The following is a 19,978-nucleotide window of genomic DNA, read 5'->3' on the forward strand; positions in this document are numbered from 1 at the left end:
AAACAAACTAATTATGCAAAAACTTGACTTATCAGCTTTCTTAAAATGTTGCTGTTTCTTGTTGGCTTTGCTCGGCCAGTCAGTTTACGGCTTTGGCCAAACAGCCCTCGCCAGCAACAACAGCTTTCATTTAAAGGCCAGGAACCTTACAGTGCAACAGGTCGGCGAAAACAAAGTGTTGTTAAAGGATGCGCTCGACAATCTTAAAAAGCAATTCAAAATCCAGATTGCTTACCACGAAGGACTGCTTGACAACAAATTTGTACCGGCCAGTTTGGTCACTAATGCCCGCATGTTTAATCTTGACGACAACCTGAAACAACTGTTGTCAGTTTTTCAGCTGGAATACCGCAAGATCAATGACAACCAGATCTCTATTTTTTCTTTAAAGGAGTCGTCTGATAACCGTGTTGCGGCTTTAGTTGTTGTTACCGGAAAGGTTGTGGATGCAGCCAGTAATGAACCAATTAGCGACGCTTCTGTTCTGCTAAAAGCCGATCCTAAAATAGGTACATCCACAGATGCATCCGGTAATTTCAAACTGGTTATACCCGATAAATACGCTGATAAGGCAATTGTACTCCAGGTTGTTTACATTGGTTACGACCGGGGAGAGCTGACAGTTTCTAATCCGGCTGAGCCCGTTCAAATAAAATTAAAGAAAAATACCAGCACCCTCAATGAAGTTGTGGTTACCGCTCTTGGTATAAGCAAGCAAAGAAAATCGCTCGGTTATTCGGTAACCGAAGTAAAGGGCAGCGAATTTACCCAGGCCCGTGAAAACAACGTGGCTAATGGGTTATCAGGTAAAATTGCAGGTGTAAATGCTGCAGGCCTGTCCACCGGGCCCGGTGGTTCAAGCCGGATAGTTATCAGGGGCAACGGCGGCCTGGCCGGCGATAACCAGCCACTATATGTGGTAAACGGTATGCCTATTGATAACAGTGTGCCTGGCGGCCCGCCAACTACAAACGGAACAACCAATAACGTTGACCGCGGCGATGGTATTGGTGCTATTAACCCGGACGATATTGAAACAATTAGTGTGCTTAAAGGGGGTACCGCCGCTGCTCTGTATGGCTCACGTGCTGCAAACGGCGTAATCCTTATCACTACCAAAAAGGGCCGTGCCCAAAAAGGTATAGGCATTGAATTCAACACTACTGCAACCTATGATAATGTTGCTGTTTTTCCTGACTATCAATATGAATATGGCCAGGGTGACGGAGGTGTTAAACCATTGACGTTGGCTCAGGCACAGGCTACCGGCAGGCGGTCATGGGGTGCTAAAATTGACGGATCAACAGATTACGTGGCTGTTGACGGAAAAACTCACCCGTATGTTGCACAAAAGGATAACCTGAAAAATTATTATCAAACAGGCAGCACTTATACCAACAGCCTTGCGTTTGTAGGCGGCAACGAAGGTATTACCTATCGGTTCTCGCTAGCTGATCTCAATAGTAGAGGTATTTTACCGGGAACTACTTATGACCGGAAAACATTTAACCTGGCATTAAACGCCAAACTGAGCAGTAAAATATCCGTTGAGGCCCTTGCCCAATATAATATCGAAACCGGGCATAACCGTACCGGAGCCGGCGATGCGTTAGGTAACCCCAACTGGACGCCCCTTGAAGTTGCTAATACGGTGGATATACGCTGGCTGAAACCGGGGTACGATGCCAACGGGAACGAAATAGTTTGGAATGATGCCGCCATCGCTTCAAACGGTTACTTTGTTATCAATAAATTTAAAGAGGATGACGTTAAAGACCGTTTTATCGGGCAAGGGTCTGTTTTATATACCCCAATAAAAGACCTTACTTTTAAAGCTACATTAAGCCGCGATTTTTATAATTATACCTATTCGAACATATTGCCCTCAGGCACGCTGTACATGTTAACCGGCCAATACCAGGGAATTCAATCAGACGTTTCTGAAACAAATGAATTGGTTACCGGCACTTACAAAACAAAAATTGTAAAAGATATAAACGTATCCATTCTGGGAGGGGTTAACGGCCGTCAAAATGTTACCAACCAGCAAACCACTGACGGATCACAATTTACAATACCTTTCTTTTACAGTACAACTAACCTTGCAAAAATAAAAACGACGCCGTATTATGCCAAGATAGTAACTAATTCAATATTTGGGTCGGCCGATTTTGATTATAAAAGTTTACTATTCTTGTCATTTACGGGTCGTAAAGATTGGTTTTCAACCCTTAGCCCGCAAAATAACAGCATTTTCTATCCCAGTATAGGTGGAAGTTTCATCCTGTCTGACGCTGTAAAGCTGCCCGAATTTTTCACTTTAGCCAAGCTAAGGGCTTCATGGGCACAGGTAGGTGGCGGCACACCGGATGCATATAAAATTAACCTTGCTTACCTAAGCATCCCCAGCGCCGGGCCGCCTCTGCAAAACGTATCCAGCAATGATATCACCAATAGTCACCTTAAACCCTATACTTCTACCACTTCTGAAGCGGGCATTGAATTACAGATGCTGCAGAACAGGTTAGGTTTGGATGTTACCGTGTACAACCGTAAAACCACTAATGACATTGTGAACACCGCTATATCCTCAACATCAGGCTATAATAATGTTATACTGAATGTTGGCGAAATGGATAATAAAGGTATTGAAGTAATGTTGGACGGATCACCTGTTAAATCAAAAATTTTTAGCTGGAATGTTAGTTATAACGTAGCTTATAATGATAATAAAATAGTAAGGCTTGCACCGGGGTTATCTACCATACAGCTTGCCGCAACTGTAAACAACTACGGCTTGCTAAATAATACTGAAGGCCTGGCATTTGGTACCATATATACTACACAAATGGCAAAAAACGCTAATGGCCAGGTAATATTCAACAAGACTACCGGGTTGCCTGTTGCCACGGGCTATACCCCTCTTGGAAAAAGCGTTGCACCGGTAACAATGGGTTTAACCAACGAATTCAGGTACAAAAGGTTTTCCCTTAGCTTCCTGCTCGACGGAAAATTTGGCAACAAGGTGTTTTCAGAAGCGGATGTGTATGCCACACGCCTTGGTTTAACCAAAATGACCCTGCCAGGCCGCGAAAACGGATTGGTATTAAATGGTGTTGACCAAACCGGCGCTCCGTATACCCGTACCGTTCCTGTTAGCGGCTTGCGTACCTACTATGATAATTATAAAATCTATTCAGACCTGTTTTTACACGATGGAAGCTTTGTTAAGTTGCGCCAGGTAATTCTATCCTACAACCTGCCTGTACTTGATTTAAAAGCGGTGAATATCCAGTCGGCGACTATTTCATTGGTCTCACGTAACTTGTGGACGATATATAAAAAGACCGATAATTTTGATCCGGAGCAAAGTTTTACCAACAGCAATGACCAGGGCTTTGAATCAATCGGTTTACCACGCACCCGTTCACTTGGTGTAAACCTTTCTGTTAAATTCTAATATTTAAATTTGAATACGATGAAAAAATATATTTATTGTCTGCTGATAATATTTGGCATTATAACGATTCAATCATGTACCAAAAACTTTGAAAAGTTTAATACAGATCCAAATAGTTCGCCCAAACCAGTCCCCGGGTATATCTTTACCAAAGCTGAATACGACGGCGTTTCGAGCATGATGAACCTTTTACTTGGGACCATGCAATACACAACCAGCTTTAATGACGTAGCAGGCTTTGGCTCAAAATACATATTAGCCCAAAGCCAGCAGTCGGCAGCAGAGTTTAGCAGCGCCTATCCAAACCAGATCAATGAGCTGGTAGAAGTTTTAAAGGCAGTTGGTACTGATGCATCACAAAGCAATCTTATTGCCGAGGCCCGCATCTGGCGGGTATATTGTTTTAGCAGGCTTACCGATCTGTACGGCGATATTCCTTACTCACAGGCAGGCCAAGGTTACAACGGCGCGATCTATAAACCCGTTTATGACCCCCAAAAAGACATCTATGCCGATATGCTCAAAGAGCTTGACCAGTCGGCAACCAGCCTTGATGCCGGTAAGTCGGCCACGTTTGGCGATGCCGATCTCATTTATAGCGGCAATCCCGGTAAGTGGAAGAAATTCGCTTACTCACTGATGCTGAGACTTGCTATGCGCATGACAAAAGTTGACATTGCCGGAGCGCAAACCTGGGCAACAAAAGCTATTACAGGCGGAGTTATTTTAGACGATGCTGATATAGCCAAAGTACCTTATGTAGGTTCAGGCCAGGATATCAACATAAACCCGCTTGCCAATGATCTTTGGAACAGTGATTATATTGCGCAGGACGGCTTTACAAATACAGAAGGCGGTAAATACCAGGATGTATTTATAAGCCATCTTAAAACAAATAAGGATCCGCGCCTTGGCGTAATATCTATTGTATACGTCAACAAGGTTGCCGACACTTCTTTTGCCATACAAAAAGGCATGTCGGCTGGGCTGAACACAAAACCTGCTGATTTTGCAACTTACTCAGAGCCTAATCCCAAAACTTTATTGCTGTTAAGTTCCCCCCGCCTCGTATTTACCGCTGCAGAAAGCTATTTCCTGCTGGCTGAAGCAGCCTCGCGTGGCTGGTACAATGGTTTAACTGCATCAGCGGCTTATGAAAGCGGGATCTCTGCCTCTATGCGCCAATGGGCTTTAATTGGCGGCGCCACCGGAACAATAACCGACAACCAGATCAATACCTATATAGCACATCATAAATTTGTAGCAGGCACGCTCGACCAAAATATGGAACAGATTTACACAGAGTTTTGGGTGGGTCTATTTCCTGACGCAGAAGAGACCTTTGCTACCTACAGGCGCACTGGCTACCCTGCCCTGGTACCTAATAATTATGTCGGTAATGCTACCGGGGGTAAAATTTTCAGAAGAATGCTTTACCCCATAAGTGAACAAAATCTTAACGCGGCGTCCTATGCCGCCGCAATAAGCCGCCAGGGTCCTGACGACTTTCTGACGAGGATTTGGTGGGATAAGCAATAAGTTGAGTTGATGATAGTTTAAAATCAGGAGGGAGAGTCCCTCCTGATTTTTTTGTGTAGTTATGACACATGTTGTCGCTACTGGTTAATTTTGATCAGCATTTCATGCCATAGTGTTCAATTACTTGCCTTGTTCCTGAAATATCGCGAAATTTGTGGCGATGACGGATCTTAACGAATATGAGTGCGAGATGCTTGACCTGGTGCTGGAGGCTTTCGGCATCCCGGACAGCCTGACACGCCGACAGCTGCTGGAACTGTTTGACCAGGATGAAGCCGCCGCCTTTGCAATGGTGCAAGCGCTGACCAGGGAGGGCCTGATCGCTGAATCCGGGAAGCACGGCGATTATGAACTGCCCGAAAGGCTGATCCTAAAGCCCAAAGGGGAAAGGTTCCTCAAGGAGGGTGGCTTCACCCGCCGTTATCATTTGGAACAGCAAAAGCCGGTCGTTGTCGGCGGCACACTGGCCAAATTACAGCAGCAAAATATGCGGCTGCAAAATGAGAAGTTGGCAAATGAGTCGCGGATTGGTGAGCTCCAAAGAACGGTAAAGCGCCTGCAGGGCAGGCAATACCTCTGGTGGGCGCTGATGGCCCTGGTGCTCATTATCAGCTATTTCCTTGGGCGCTTTCATAAACATTAAAAAAGGCGAGGTATGACTGTCCATGACGGCCGCTCAAAATTGCCTGAAAAAATAAATTTACGTGGTCTTTAAAACTCATGTGAACCCATGAAAAAAGTGATGCCCTTCGACTTCCTGTTGGATTATCTACCGGCGACGGTAGTCATCAGGCCTGCTATCGGGATGTATTACATTTATTTTGAAGGCAAGATTGTACTGATCCTTCGAAAAGTCAGCAAAAACAGCAAACATAATGGCTTGTGGATCGCTACAAAGCAGGAGGATCACGCCGGCCTGAAGGCGGATATACCGGCAATTACCGATTTTGTGCTTGACGAAGGTGAAACATTTGAGTCCGCCTGGCTACAGCTTAGCGATACGCATGACGATTTCGAAGAGGCTGCGATCCGCATCTGCGAACTGGTTTCGCACAGGGACAAAAGGATCGGAAAGGCCACCCCAAAGGCTGTGCAGTTCACCAGCGGTTTAAACCATGAATAATCCAATCATCACCTAAAGCGATACCAGGTAAATCAAATTTAATATTTGTTATTGCGTAACTTTCGCCGGCTGGTAACCTTTCCAAAGCCACTCCAGTGCTTCGGGGAGTGTTTGCTTTTTTACTTTATAATCAACGTGCCCGGCATTGCGGGCGAAAACAAACTGGTATTGATAACCTTTAGCAGCGAGCGCTTTTGCCATATTTTCATTTGCGAGTACCCAATCATGCATGCTATCGCGCATTACGTTTGGATTAAAAAGGTCCCGGTCGCCAACTTCCATCCAGATTCGCAATGGTTTCAGGCGGTTTTTCGGAATTATACTGTCGTGAAATCCCCAGGCTCCATGGGGTGTTTTCGGGTTATAAGGCCATTGCTGATTTATATAAGTACCGGAATAATTAAGCACGCGGTGATACAGTTCCGGGTGATACCACGCCATGATCAGCGCGCAAGATCCACCCGAACTGCCACCCATTGTAGCGCGACCGGCGGGGTCTTTAGTTAGTTTTACCTGGCACTTGCCTTCCACCAGCGGCAGTATTTCATTTTCAACAAATTCTGCGTACACGCCGCTCATGGTATCATATTCCAGGCCCCGCTCGCTGCCCTGGGCATCGCCGCCGCCATTACCGATAGAGATGGCAACCATCGGCGGCACTTTACCTTCGGCAATTAGGTTATCCAATACCGTGAAAAGTAAATTGTCTGGCCCATCAGCGCCAACTATAAATGGCGCTACCGTGCCCACAACGTATTGTTTTGGAACATACACCGCCACCTCACGAGTGTAAGGGACCGGATGGCTTGTAGTGACGATTAACTTAACAGGGTTTGCCGGGTCTGGCGTGCCAAATGTATTTGCTTCCCGGGCAATGCCAGGATAAATCTTACTGTCCTTCGAATCAATGGTAAAGTGGTATATGGTACCCTGTGGTACATTAGTTTGTACCATCGATCCGGTGCAGGCTCATGTGTTGGACCGATAATAAAATTTCCATTCAAATTTGGTGACGGATTGGCGCCATCTGGTAATTCCGTAGCCGATACATAACCAGGTGTATGCCGATCGCGAATTGGTGGCTGGGCCATGACGCGGCAAGCGCTCATGAGGAACAGTATATCGAGCGCCAGGGTGCAAATAATTACCTTAGTTGGCTTCATTTTATTTAAATTTTAAGACGAGTGATTGTTATGCCTGCGTTTTTAAATTTAGCGTTTATAAACACATATAGCAAATTAGCCCGGGCGTAACAAAAAATAGATCGGGTGTAGTTATTGAGGTTCATGAATAATTAAGTGTACCTTGTGGGCTTATCAAAACAATCATGGCAACAGGAACAGTAAAATTTTTTAATGAATCAAAGGGCTTCGGCTTTATTACGCCCAGTAATGGAGGCAAGGACTTATTTGTGCATGTTACCGGCCTAAGCGGCCAGGTCCGCGAAGGAGATGAGGTTACTTTTGATGTGGAAGAGGGTAAAAAAGGGCCAGGTGCAATTAATGTTAAATTAGCTTAAACGTAAGTTCACAGCTTTTATTTATCGTCATTCGTATACGGTGATTTTAGCGGTTACCGGCAACTGAAAAGTAAATAGCGATCCCTTTCTGGACTGACTTTTTACCCGGATGCTACCGCAGTTAGTCATTCCTGACGAATAATTAATAACGATACATATAAATAGTAAAGTCATCTGGCTCATAGTCACTAATCAATGTTGCCCTCGGGCAAACAGATTGACAATAACGGATGATTTGTTCGGGATCGTAGGCAACAATCAACCCGTTTGGTATAATTTCGCTCAACAGGTTGAATGCGAGTCCACGATGGCAAGCCGCATACAATTTCGCGATAATCTTAAAAATAAAATCCGGATCGATGCTGTAGTAGTTCAATGAACCACTTGCAAACACATAATCGGCAGAAGGTAGCGGCATTGCCGTGAAATTACCGGCAAGAAAATTGGCATTCTGAAATTTACCATACCGGCAGGTCGCTTCATCCAAAAGGTCCGGGATTTGTTCTATGCCGGTGTAAGTGATAGGGTGATACAATTCCAAAAGATAGGGCAGAAGATCACCATAACCACAACCAGCATCAAGTATGGAACAGTTATTCAAGTCCCCGATACCGGCAAGGGCTTTGAAGCGAACCTGCTGGCTATTTGTATCTTTCCAGCCCAGGGCATGACTGCTGTTGCGACCATAGATCCCGATCATGGCCTGGTGATATCTAAAAATAGCTGCAGAATCGTTTAATGAACTCATTCTCTTTTTGGGGCGTTCCCGAAGTTCGTGTTTTCAATCCACATGACAAATTCAACGGGGCCGCCTTCCTTTCCACAACCAAAGCACTTAAACAGGTTCTTCTCCGGCGAAACCATGAATGAATCGGACTGATCCGGGTGAAATGGACAATTGCCTTTTAAGGTTTTTCTTCCCTCGCGGAGGGTGATGTGTTTGGAAACGATTTTAACAAGGTCTGACATATGGCGGCAAACATAGCCATCAGGTAAGTGTCGGCAAAGGCCTTTGTAATATTGTTGAAAATTATCTTTTTGTTGGCAATTCTGTAAGGCTTTATTGCCTTTTTAAAATTCATCGGCAGTGCTGCGGCTATCGATATACGGAGAACTGTAAAAGCTTATGAGATCACCGTTAACCGTGAATGTCCATTCGGAAGCCTCATTGTTTTTTTGCACCAACAAATCTTCGCAACCAAATGTGTAGTCAATATTAAGCACAACACGGAAACTCCCTATACTGGTGGCTGCGCCATATTTCACTCGGTCGATGTTCATTTGCTTAACTTCCGGCGCACCGTTAGGCCGGAACTCCCGCTCCAGGGCATTTTTTAAAAGTTCATGGGGTTTGGTTCCCGGGCGAAACAGATCCTCCAAAAGAGTTTCGGCATCATCAAAATGGCCTGTTATTTTTACGTCGAAACTATCCATTAGGCGTTAAATGGCATTTTTAATTAAGGGGATCACTTTTGCACCAATGAGCTCAATGGATTTCATCAACTGCGCATGGGTCAGGCCTGCGTTGTCCATCTGGAACGTGAACCTGCTTATTCCACCTAATGCTTCGCTGTGTCGTAACAGCTTTTCAGCAACCTGTTCCGGTCCGCCGACTACAAGTACTCCGCGTGGAGCAACAAGGCTGTCAAATTGTGGCCTCGTTACAGGCGGCCAGCCACGCTCTCTGCCCAGCTTTGTCCAGAGTTCAGCATAGCCGGGATAGTAATCGGCTATGGCTTGTTCATTCGTATTGCCAACATAACCCGGTGAGTGCAAACCAACCTTTAATTGTTCCGGCTGAAATCCGGCGCGCTGCCCGGCCTCCCGGTAAAGGTCGATAAGTGGCCTGAAACGATGTGTCTCCCCGCCGATCACGGCAACCATTAAAGGCAGGCCTAATGTCCCGGCCCGAACGAAAGACTCCGGCGTACCACCAACACCCAACCAAACAGGCAGTTTTTCCTGCAACGACCGGGGATAAACCGGCAGATTTTCCAACGCAGGCCGGAATCTGCCCGCCCAGGTAATAAACTCATTGTCACGGATCTTTAGCAGTAGGTCTAGCTTCTCTTTAAAAAGCTTGTCGTAATCATTCAGGTCGAACCCAAACAGGGGATAGGCTTCGATGGAAGAACCTCTTCCAACCACAAGTTCGGCTCGTCCTTTTGAGACCAGATCCAGTGTGGCAAAGCTTTGATATACCCGTACAGGGTCTGCAGCACTTAGTACTGTTACCGCGCTGGTTAAGCGAATATGTTTGGTTCGTGCTGCCGCTGCAGCCAGGATCACCACGGTGGCCGAATCTAAAAACTCTTTTTTATGGTGTTCACCAATCCCAAAAACGTCAAGCCCGACCTCGTCGGCCATGGTAATCCTTTCAAGCAATTGCTGCATCGCATCTACGCTGCTAAGAGTATTATTGGTACCATACATTGCCGAGGCAAAGCTGTCTATTCCTATTTCCATTACCTGCAAAGTTCGGCTTTTTGAGCGGTTTCATTTGTATTCTTAAGGTAATAAGGTTCTTCGGTTCAATTTTTTTTGCGGATAACCTGGTACGTGTTTTCTTATGACTATGAAATAACGCCTGCTTAACATTACAACAACATGTAACTATTCAATTTGTAGCCGGAATTCTTTAAAATTCTTGCTAACAGGTTATTTAGGGGTTATCGGAAAATTTATTAAAATGAAGATTACTGTTATTTTATTAGTTACCGGGGTAATATCCGTCTTTTTTAAATCGGATATTCAGATGGATATTGTAAAAGAATCAACTATTGATTCATTAGGAGCCTGCCAGGGTGTATCCATTCAGCATGGAAAAGCGCTGCTATATGGTGACCGCGAAGTTGGTATGATCAGGCAATTTTCTTTTGATAAAGATACCCTTGTATATGACCATAAGGAATGTAAACTAACCATCGATGGTAAGAACATAATTAACCATCCTACCGGGATAGCATATCATGGTGATATGCCAGTATTTATGGGAAATTCTGTTAAACCACCTAAGGGAGAGACTGCATGGAAGGCTTTTATCTACTATATTAACTGGAATGGTTTGTGGAAGACAGGAACATTAGACGGCAACCTGCTCAAAACGATTGAAGATGACGCCTGCATCCAGGGTACGCGGCCCGAATATGTTAAATACCATAATAAATGGTATGTAGCAACAGCCGATTATGGTAATCACGGGAATGAGGTGAGGTTATATGATCCGGAGCGATTAAGCCACTGTTCAAAAACCAGTGAACCCGGTGTGTTATATAAGAAATTTACTTGTACGCCATGGGTACAAAACCTGTATTGGTTGGATGATAAGGGTATTATCGTACTAATACAAAATCAAATAGAGGGCCGTAAGTGGCGTTTTACCTATGTCGATCTTGAAAAATCTATTCAAACGGGGCAGCAGGAAGTTATAAAGGAAGTCAATGTTGATGCCAGGGGAGATGAACTGGAAGGTTTTGCATTCACTGGTCAGGCTGATAAAGGAATTGCTGTTACCTCATCCCGCAAAAACAATGTTAACTACATGCATATCGGCTGGTAAATTTTTAGCGGCAAAAGTATTCGTTTGTTAACATTGGCTTAATCAGCCTTAATCATTTGCCGGATAGATTTGCAGTATTAATCATCGGGGCAATATGGTATATCAAAATTTATCAGAACAATTGCTATTGAGAAAATGCAGCGAAGGCGATCCGGCTGCTTTTCATGAAATTTACGAACAGTACAAGGCATTCGTTTTTGCCGTAGTTGCAGCAAGGCTCGAAGATCAGGATGATGCAAAAGACATCACCCAGGACATCTTCATAAATCTTTGGGACGCAAGGGCACGCCTGGCCAATGTACGGGACTTTAAAACCTACCTATATGTTTTAAGCCGTAACAAAGTGATCTCTGCATACAGGAAACAAAATATTCGCATTAAAGGTGAGGGATACCTACTTCAGCAACTTTCGGAACTGGAACACTCAGCCGAAGATCATCGACTGGCATATGAACTAAATAGTACAATCGTGAATGTTGTTGATCAGTTGCCTGAAACCATGCGTAATTGCTACAACCTCAGCAAAAATGAGGGAAAGCGAAACGCAGAAATTGCAGGGATCCTGAATGTTTCTGAAAAAACCGTCCGCAACAATGTATCAGAGGCGCTGAAGCGTTTAAAATTGACGCTGCAGGATAGCCATCCTGAACTGATGATATGGGCATTGCTTTGCCTTTCATATTTACGCCTGTAATTAAAGGTAATCTATTGTTAACATTCTCTTAAAGGACATTCCGTCCGGCCACGCGAGCTATAATAAAGTAGCACTAGTGGATAACAGGACTAAAAAATTATTTGAACGGTATCAATCAGGCAAAGCCAGCAATGAAGAACAGCGGTTGGTAGAGGATTGGTTTGCCACCTTCGACAATCAGCAGGAAAATAAACTTAGCGAAGAACAACATGCGCAAATATTCACCGGCATGGACCGGGAGATGGATCGCTTGTTGAAAAATCGCCCGGTAAAAAGAATTTTACCTGTCCGCTGGCTACAAATGGCAGCTGTATTGCTTGTAGGGGTGGGCATCGTGTGGCTTGGCAAATCCCGCCAGGTACCTGCAAAACCCGTATCGTACACACTTATCTCGGTACCAAAAGGGATCAAAAAACAACTTTCGTTGCCTGATGGTACTAATGTCTTTCTTAATTCAGGTTCGTCACTGCGTATTTCGTCGGCATTTGGGGTAACTAACAGGATAGTATCATTAACAGGTGAAGGTTTTTTTGTGGTAAAACATAATCAAATGCATCCTTTCACTATTCAATCGGGGGGGCTTACCATAACAGATATTGGTACCGCATTTAACGTTAAGGCTTACGCAGGTGAGAACCAAATCAGGGTAGCCGTAGAAAGCGGGGAGGTGAATGTAAAGGAAAATAATTCTGCTGTAGCCCAATGGCCTGCATCAATAACTCATAACCAACAACTTATCTATAGTAAGGATAGCCGGAAAGCCATTTTAAGTCATGCACAAACAGACGAAATTTCTGCATGGAGAACAAACAAGCTTCGCTTTGACAATGCTTCGTTCAATGAAATTGCCGCCACACTTGAAAGGTGGTATGGTGTACCCGTCAGGTTAAATGGCTACGCGAAAGGCAATCGTCGGTATACTGTGAGCTTCAATAATGAATCCCTTACAAACGTGTTACAAGTGCTTGAAAAACTATCGGGCATGAGTTACCAGGTCAACAATAAATCAATACAAATTAATTTAAAACCAAGCAAAAGAATATGAAGTAACATGAATCACCCAAGGCAGGGAATGTTTCAGCATCCCCTGCATGGCAGCGCAAAAGTTAAGCGCCATCAATTTAAACGATCAAGCAATCATTAAAATTAAAATCAAAAATGCAAAATTTTTATCGAATCAAGCTTTCACGCTGGTTAATAAAAGGGTTAACAACAAGAATATTACCCCTGGCCTTAACCACGTTATTACTTTTTAGCCTTAGTATTTCAGTAGCTGCGACAGAAGGTCAAACTATTAATAATACCAGGATTTCTATAATGGCAGAAGATCTGTCGATCAAAGCTGTTTTTAATATCATTGAAAGCAAGACAAATTTTATTATCGGGTATGATAATACTGTGGATGTTACCAAGCATACGTCGCTGCATATCAATAACAAAACTGTTAGCCAGGTATTACAGCAAATATTAAAAGACTACCGGGGAACCATTAGCCAGGTAGACGAATACCATGTGCTGATAAGAGTTGAAAAGGCACCCGTTGCGCAGAAGGAACCCATAAAGGTTCAGGCTATCCAGGTTAGGATCACAGGTACTGTGGTAGACGAAAAGGATCTGCCTGTTCCAGGAGTAAATGTTTACGAAAAAGTGTCACATAAAGGGACAGCTACAGATGTAAACGGAAAATACGCGATAACAGCAGAGCAGGGCTCAACGCTTGTATTTTCATTTGTAGGATACACCTCGCAGGAAGTTGTGATAAGCAACCAAACCGAAATTAACATCAAGTTAAAGCCAGCTGCGACAATACTTAATGAAGTAGTGGCGATTGGTTACCAAACCGTGCGTAAAAGCGATTTTACCGGAGCAGTTGCCAGTGTAAAATCTAATGAATTAAATTTATCTGCACCAACGGTAGGGCAGGCACTTGTTGGTAAAGTGGCAGGTGTACAGGTTTCACAAATAACAGGTGCGCCTTACCAAAGCACAAAGATCAGCGTGCGTGGCGTTGGTTCAATTAACGCAAGTTCCGACCCGCTTTATGTAATCGATGGTTATGCGGCTGGTAATGATTTGTTTATTAACCCGGAAGACATTGAATCGATAGATATATTGAAGGATGCTGCATCGGCCGCCATATATGGTTCAAGGGCAGCCGGCGGCGTAGTGCTTATTACAACAAAGCATGGTTCAAAACAAAACACCAAGGGTAAATTTGAATATGATTACCAGGCTGGAATTAACCAGATGGCAAAAAAGGTTAAGCTTTTAAATGCAGATCAATTTGCCCAATTGGTAATTGACGGTCGTAATGATTCATACCATGATCTTTGGGTAACAACAGGGCATACCTGGAACGATGCGATGTATTCGGATAATAACTCCACCCGTATTGCAAATGTGGGTAACGCGGCATCGGTGAGTATCCCCGGTACTTTATATGATTTCGCCTCACAAACACTCATTCACCAAACAGTAAATACTGATTGGCAGAACGAATTATACCGTAACGCTCTAGTGCAAAGCCATAATCTTTCATTTACCGGCAATTCAAACGGTACAGCTTACTATTTAAGCGCCGGATACCAGGATCAGCCGGGGATTATGCTTGGTACAGGTCAGCAAAAAATTAACCTGAGGGCTAATATCGATGGTACCATAGGCACAAGGCTTAAAGTAGGCGCCAATATATCGTTTACACAAAACACTAACCAGGAAACCCAGGATGGCCGTTGGGATCACAGCCCCGCCTTTGGCGCATTAATTTATATGCCGTTTTTCCCTGCCTACAATCCTGACGGTAGCATCGCCACTAATGTGGCAGCAGCGCAATCAACAGCTTACGGTTATCAATCTATTGAAAATCCAATTGCTACCGCCACGCTGATAAAAATAACCCGTGTTGGCGACCGGGCCACTTATAACGCTCACGCCAGTTATACAATTTTCAACGGCCTTACCTTTAATACCAACTTAGGTATGCAGACCTATGCCGAAAATTATAATTACTATCTGCCAACAGATATCAGTAACGGCGCAAACCCGCCTTATTCGTCTCAGTCGATAGCGGCTGCAAAGGCAATCCGACAAACGATAGACTACCGTGATCAATTGGGTGAGTTTACCTTAAATTATTCCAAACAATTAGGCAAGAATCACTTTGATGGGGTAGTGGGTTATACTGCTCAAAAAACTGTTAATAATGTTTTAACCGTTCAGGGAACTGGTTTCCAAAATGATAACGTGCCTAACATTACCGGTGCTGCGCCAAGCCAGATCACACTGATAACCAGCAGCCCGCCCGAAGGTGTACAGGCAACCGGCGATCAAACTTATACCTTGCTGTCGTACCTGGCAAGGGTAAACTATAACTACAATAGTAAATACTTCCTTTCAGCTTCCTTCCGTACAGATGGTTCTTCAAGGTTCGGCCCCACAGATCGTTACGCATCGTTTCCATCGGTATCTGCTGGTTGGAACTTGTCGGATGAGTCATTTTACCACAGCTGGCTGGGTGATCAGTCGACCGTTAAGCTACGTGCCAGCTGGGGATTGAGTGGTAACAATAATATCGGTAACTATAATACGCAACGTGTTTATGGTTCTCCGCAAAATGTGGTGTTTGGTACCGGGTCTCTGTCGTCGGCGTTAACCGCAGGAAACATCAGGGACGCTAACCTGGGCTGGGAATCGACATCGCAATATAACTTTGGTGCCGACTTTGGTTTATTGAAAGGACGCCTGTTTATTATTGCTAATTATTATATCAGTAAGTCATACAACCTGTTGTTTAACGAGCCGATATCAGCTGTTTCAGGTAGCTCAACAATCCTTACTAACTTAGGTTCGGGTTCAAAAGTTAGCAACAAAGGATTTGATATCCAGGTTGATGCTAAGGCAATTGCTACTAAAGATTTCAACTTAAATATTAGCGGCAATATCTCTATCAACCGCAACAAAGTGTTGGGACTGAGTGGTAACAATACATTAATTACCAACGGAGCTGAGCGCTCTTATTTAACCAGTATCACAGAAACAGGCCAGCCAATAGGTATGTTCTATGGCTACAAGGTGGCGGGAATGGTTACTGTGGCCGATTTGGCCAACATTGCTGCCGACCGTGCTAATTATAATTCAACTACGCATTCGTACCCTGCAGGCTACCAAATCAAAGGCCCGCCAATTTCAACATTTTCTACTACCCCGCTGCAGGCAGGCGATCTTTACTTTAAAGACGTAAACGGAGACGGTGTGATCAACAGCAAGGACGCCGGGATCATTGGCAATCCATATCCGAAATTCACATACGGATTTGCCATAAATGCGACGTACAAGAACTTTTACTTCAGCTCAGCCTTCGCCGGTTCTTATGGCAACCAGGTTCTTGACGGGCAGGATTATTACTTGTACAATATGGAGGGCTCTGGCAACCAGTATGAAGACGTAGCCAACCGTTACCGTAGTGCGACCGACCCAGGTGCCGGATCAGTTTACCGTGCGTCACGCGGCAGTACACAAAGTAACAGCACCAGGTTATCTACATTTTATTTACAGGACGGATCGTTCCTGCGTAACACCAATATGACGCTGGGCTATAACATCAAATCGGACTTTATATCACACAATTTAGGTTTAACCGCGCTGAAGGTATATGGTTCTGTTAACAATGCCTTCACCATTACAAAGTATAAAGGCTACAATCCGGAAGTTAACTATGATTATACCTATGGCGGTTCGCAGGGTGCTAACCTGGCACCTGGTATTGACTATGGTGTATATCCTTTGGTACGATCTTACAACCTTGGGATTAAAGCAACTTTTTAATTAAAATATAATTCTGAAAAAATGAAGCATATAAAATTTACGTTATTTTGCCTGGTAGCATTACTTGCCCTGAACTCATGCAAAAAAGATTTTTTGCAGCAAAATGACCCTGATGCCAATAGTATCAGCAACTCTTTTAAAACCGAAAATGATGTTTTACTGGCTGTTAACGGCTGTTACTCTTTATTAAGAAGCGGTAACACCATTGGTGAAGGCAGTGACTTATGGACAGATCAACGTTCTGACGATACCGGAACGAATGACAATCAATCAAACGCGGGTGAGCCATTTGGATTCAATAACTTCTCATTAATTCCTACTAACAGCTATTTGTACACACACTGGCTGGCCATGTATGCTGTTATAGCAAACTGTAACATCGTTTTATCAAATATCGATAAAGTATCATTTGCTGTTCCGGCTACCAAGCAAAAATACAAGGCTGAGGCCGAGTTCATACGCGCGTTAATCTATTTTCACATGGTACGCGAATGGGGAGACGTTCCGCTGGTAACAACACAGCTTACAAGTACGGAAGATATTACTGCCAATACTGCGCGCACAAAACAAGCTGCTGTATACACCCAGATAGTAGCTGATCTGAAGGATGCTGCCGGCAGCCCCTTGCCTGCAACGCAATCAGTTGGAGTTATTGGCAGAATCTCATTGGCTGCGGTAAACACGCTATTAGGCCAGGTATATCTTACTATGGCAACTACCCAGGACGCCGGCGCTAAAACTGCCAACCTGAATGATGCCTTAACCTACCTGACGAATGCCTACAATGCCAAGACATTTGGAAATTTAAGTGACATCCCTTATACCGATGTTTTTGATGTAACTAAAAAATCTACCTGCCCTGAACTTATCTGGCAGATCGTTAACATCCAGGGTGACCCGGTTTACAGCTCGAGCATAGCGGCCAATAGCCAGGCTACAGGTGAAACAACCGACTCACAAAAACCCTCTACCAGCTTGGGAGACAACGTAACACACGACCTGGTAAACGAATACGAAAGCGGCGACCCACGCATGGCGTTTTCAATCAAATTTGCCAATGCGCCAACCGTAAAGGATTGGTATGTTACCAAATTCAGGGATGTAAGCTCTGGCGCAGGTAAAAACGGTTATGGTGGAAATGACTGGATCCTGATGCGCTATGCAGATGTGATCCTGATGCTTGCCGAAACTAATATGTATCTTGGAAACACAGCAGTTGCCACGCAATATTTGGATATGGTGCGTACAAGAGCAGGAATGCCGACTTATGAGGTTTCATCAGCCGATCCGGCTTATAGCGCTAGTTTCCCAACATTAAAGCTGGCCATATTACACGAACGCCGTGTCGAACTGGCATTTGAGCATCACCGCTGGTTTGATTTATTAAGGACTTTTACTACTGATGAACTGGTGACTTATTTTCATAATAAAAGCCAGGCTAATTTTGGCTCGGCCTTGTTATCAAACTTTACAACTAAGGACAGGTTTTATCCTATCCCGTTTAACGAAACAAAGTTAGACCCGGTAAAAATGTACCAGAATCCTGGTTATTAAGATTCCTTTACCTTATTCTGGAGGAAGCTAATTTCAGCTTCCTCCTTATTATTAAATCACAATTTTTATGACTAAAATAAAAAATTACCGCCGGTTATTACTGGCGATGCTGCTGATTTTTTGCACTTTTCAAAGCATGGCACAAGCCGGCTTTAATAAAAACTATCACTTCCTGCATTCGGATAATTTAGTAGCCGATAAAAACTTTTACCTGCTAACGGTCATCGACCACTCGCCGGGGGTTAAATCAATTATTGAGAACGACGCTTATTTTAAACAATTATTTGCCAGCCGACTAGCACTGCTTAAAAGTCATGCAATGGATACTTGTTCTCATCCATTATCGCTAGTTGAGGGGTTTAAATACAACAAGGAAGATTCTTTGAAACTGGCAGAAAATGCAGCCGCGTTATATAAAAGTCATCAGCCCGTGTTTGATCAAATGATCAATAACCATTTACGCCCGTCGGGATATTACCAGCGCTTTGCCGGCTTAAGTAATGAAGAGATATTTTTAAAGGCCTGGGGCCAATACGTTTACGGAATCAACTATATTATAGACCAGTTTGGTTTGGGTAAAAAAATGCGTTATCCACGTATCGATACTGCCAGTTACGTAGTTTCGAGCCGTTATTACCGTATGGTGATGAAGGATATGTTTGCCTTGCTTGATGAACAAACAGATGGTATGAAGCTATTTTACCAGCCATCGCTGGAGGTGGCTATGCACCTGATGGATGCCAATGACCGTGATGAGCCGGCCCGGTTTGAACCCATGGAACAAAATGATAACAGATTAGCCGTCGCCAAAATCAAAATAACCCAATGGAGCAAATATCCTTACGCGGCTATCGTGATCCCGGGTAATGGGCCGGAATTATTTACCACTCCTATAAGCCCGGATAACAAGATCCATTGTGATGCAGCTGCCGCGCGCTATTTAAAGGGGATGGCCCCATTTATCATTACCAGCGGCGGATACTGTTATCCGTTCCGCGGCCCGTATTGCGAGGCTGTAGAAATGAAGAAATACCTCATGAAGAAATTCGGGATCCCCGCAGATGCAATTATTATCGATCCGCATGCGCGACATACCACAACTAACTTTAGGAATGCAGATCGCTTAATCATTCGTTACGGCATTCCAACGGATAAGCCATCCCTGTTTATTACCAGCAAAAGTCAGCATGATATGGTAATGAAAGATGCATTTGATAAACGAAACACCAAGGAACTGGGTTATTTACCTTACAGGGATAAAAAAAGCATTTCAAACCACGATGTTGTTTTTTATCCGGTTTACGAAAGCTTACATATGGATCCGTTGGATCCTCTTGATCCATAGCTATATACAATAAGGAAATTATGCGGTCAGGCAATGCGCCAAACTACAGACTTATCTTTTTGTGCGATGGACTGAATTTTTTTTATAATTTCGCGACCTTTAAATAAATTTATAATAATACCATGGAAAAATTCACAGCACTTAAGGAATTAATTGAAACCGCAGAAAAAGATGCAGCAGCGTTTTACGAAAAAGGCAACAATGCCGCAGGCACCCGTTTACGCAATGCTATGCAACAATTAAAGGTTACTGCAACCGACATCCGCAAGGAAGTTACCGAAAAGAAAAATGCTAAATAATTAAATGCTTTTTTAATGAGCCCGGCCCTCAGCCGGGTTCATTAGTATTTTACTAACCTGCT

The 19,978-nt window shown here is 43.9% G+C and carries 17 protein-coding genes; 12 read left to right on the forward strand and 5 right to left on the reverse strand.

Annotated elements, in window-relative coordinates:
- The first annotated feature begins 13 nt into the window (after positions 1-13).
- The 4 genes from KXD93_RS03100 (at position 14) to KXD93_RS03115 (ending at position 6,122) form a co-directional block, all read left to right on the forward strand.
- Positions 14-3,460 carry a SusC/RagA family TonB-linked outer membrane protein gene (locus KXD93_RS03100; protein WP_258135397.1) on the forward strand — a complete coding sequence of 1,149 codons (3,447 nt, stop codon included), beginning with the start codon at positions 14-16 and terminating at the stop codon, positions 3,458-3,460.
- 18 nt (positions 3,461-3,478) lie between these two features.
- Positions 3,479-4,999 (forward strand): SusD/RagB family nutrient-binding outer membrane lipoprotein, encoded by a 1,521-nt coding sequence (locus KXD93_RS03105; RefSeq protein ID WP_258135398.1) that lies wholly within the window; start codon positions 3,479-3,481, stop codon positions 4,997-4,999.
- Between the two features lie 160 nt (positions 5,000-5,159).
- Positions 5,160-5,642, forward strand: coding sequence for a hypothetical protein (locus KXD93_RS03110; protein WP_258135399.1), 483 nt, complete (start codon positions 5,160-5,162; stop codon positions 5,640-5,642).
- Between the two features lie 87 nt (positions 5,643-5,729).
- The gene (locus KXD93_RS03115; RefSeq protein WP_258135400.1) at positions 5,730-6,122 is read left to right on the forward strand and encodes a hypothetical protein; all 393 of its coding nucleotides are present in this window, start codon (positions 5,730-5,732) and stop codon (positions 6,120-6,122) included.
- A gap of 48 nt (positions 6,123-6,170) precedes the next feature.
- On the opposite strand, the gene KXD93_RS03120 is transcribed toward KXD93_RS03115, so the two are convergent.
- Positions 6,171-7,076: an alpha/beta hydrolase gene (locus KXD93_RS03120; RefSeq protein WP_258135401.1), complete on the reverse strand. Its 906-nt coding sequence runs from the start codon at positions 7,074-7,076 to the stop codon at positions 6,171-6,173.
- Positions 7,077-7,449: 373 nt separating this feature from the next.
- On the opposite strand from KXD93_RS03120, the gene KXD93_RS03125 reads away from it, so the two are divergent.
- Positions 7,450-7,641, forward strand: a complete 192-nt coding sequence (locus tag KXD93_RS03125; RefSeq protein ID WP_258135402.1) for a cold-shock protein — start codon at positions 7,450-7,452, stop codon at positions 7,639-7,641.
- 142 nt (positions 7,642-7,783) lie between these two features.
- Here KXD93_RS03125 and KXD93_RS03130 read toward each other — a convergent pair whose 3' ends face one another.
- The 4 genes from KXD93_RS03130 to KXD93_RS03145 form a co-directional block, all read right to left on the reverse strand.
- On the reverse strand, positions 7,784-8,389 hold the full coding sequence (locus KXD93_RS03130; protein WP_258135403.1) for a class I SAM-dependent methyltransferase: 606 nt from the start codon (positions 8,387-8,389) through the stop codon (positions 7,784-7,786).
- The gene (locus KXD93_RS03135) at positions 8,386-8,610 is read right to left on the reverse strand and encodes a CHC2 zinc finger domain-containing protein (protein WP_258135404.1); all 225 of its coding nucleotides are present in this window, start codon (positions 8,608-8,610) and stop codon (positions 8,386-8,388) included. Before KXD93_RS03135 ends, KXD93_RS03130 begins: the two co-directional genes overlap by 4 nt.
- 102 nt (positions 8,611-8,712) lie before the next feature.
- Positions 8,713-9,075, reverse strand: coding sequence for a hypothetical protein (locus KXD93_RS03140; RefSeq protein ID WP_258135405.1), 363 nt, complete (start codon positions 9,073-9,075; stop codon positions 8,713-8,715).
- 6 nt (positions 9,076-9,081) lie between these two features.
- On the reverse strand, positions 9,082-10,107 hold the full coding sequence (locus KXD93_RS03145; RefSeq protein WP_258135406.1) for an LLM class flavin-dependent oxidoreductase: 1,026 nt from the start codon (positions 10,105-10,107) through the stop codon (positions 9,082-9,084).
- A 223-nt stretch (positions 10,108-10,330) separates the two neighbouring features.
- On the opposite strand from KXD93_RS03145, the gene KXD93_RS03150 reads away from it, so the two are divergent.
- The 7 genes from KXD93_RS03150 to KXD93_RS03180 all read left to right on the forward strand — a co-directional run bounded on the left by KXD93_RS03150 (position 10,331) and on the right by KXD93_RS03180 (position 19,916).
- Positions 10,331-11,200, forward strand: a complete 870-nt coding sequence (locus KXD93_RS03150) for a hypothetical protein (RefSeq protein ID WP_258135407.1) — start codon at positions 10,331-10,333, stop codon at positions 11,198-11,200.
- Between the two features lie 94 nt (positions 11,201-11,294).
- A complete protein-coding gene (locus KXD93_RS03155; protein WP_258135408.1) occupies positions 11,295-11,894 on the forward strand; it encodes an RNA polymerase sigma factor in 600 nt (199 codons plus the stop codon).
- 76 nt (positions 11,895-11,970) lie between these two features.
- Positions 11,971-12,939, forward strand: a complete 969-nt coding sequence (locus tag KXD93_RS03160) for a FecR family protein (protein ID WP_258135409.1) — start codon at positions 11,971-11,973, stop codon at positions 12,937-12,939.
- 113 nt (positions 12,940-13,052) lie between these two features.
- Complete coding sequence (locus KXD93_RS03165; protein ID WP_258135410.1) at positions 13,053-16,718, forward strand: SusC/RagA family TonB-linked outer membrane protein; 3,666 nt, start codon at positions 13,053-13,055, stop codon at positions 16,716-16,718.
- A gap of 21 nt (positions 16,719-16,739) precedes the next feature.
- Positions 16,740-18,272, forward strand: a complete 1,533-nt coding sequence (locus KXD93_RS03170) for a RagB/SusD family nutrient uptake outer membrane protein (RefSeq protein ID WP_258135411.1) — start codon at positions 16,740-16,742, stop codon at positions 18,270-18,272.
- Positions 18,273-18,339: 67 nt separating this feature from the next.
- The gene (locus tag KXD93_RS03175) at positions 18,340-19,617 is read left to right on the forward strand and encodes a YdcF family protein (RefSeq protein WP_258135412.1); all 1,278 of its coding nucleotides are present in this window, start codon (positions 18,340-18,342) and stop codon (positions 19,615-19,617) included.
- 122 nt (positions 19,618-19,739) lie between these two features.
- Positions 19,740-19,916 carry a BF3379 family histone-like protein gene (locus tag KXD93_RS03180; RefSeq protein WP_258135413.1) on the forward strand — a complete coding sequence of 59 codons (177 nt, stop codon included), beginning with the start codon at positions 19,740-19,742 and terminating at the stop codon, positions 19,914-19,916.
- Positions 19,917-19,978 lie beyond the last annotated feature (62 nt).

The sequence above is a fragment of the Mucilaginibacter phenanthrenivorans genome (assembly GCF_024721155.1).
GTDB classification, from domain to species: domain Bacteria; phylum Bacteroidota; class Bacteroidia; order Sphingobacteriales; family Sphingobacteriaceae; genus Mucilaginibacter; species Mucilaginibacter phenanthrenivorans.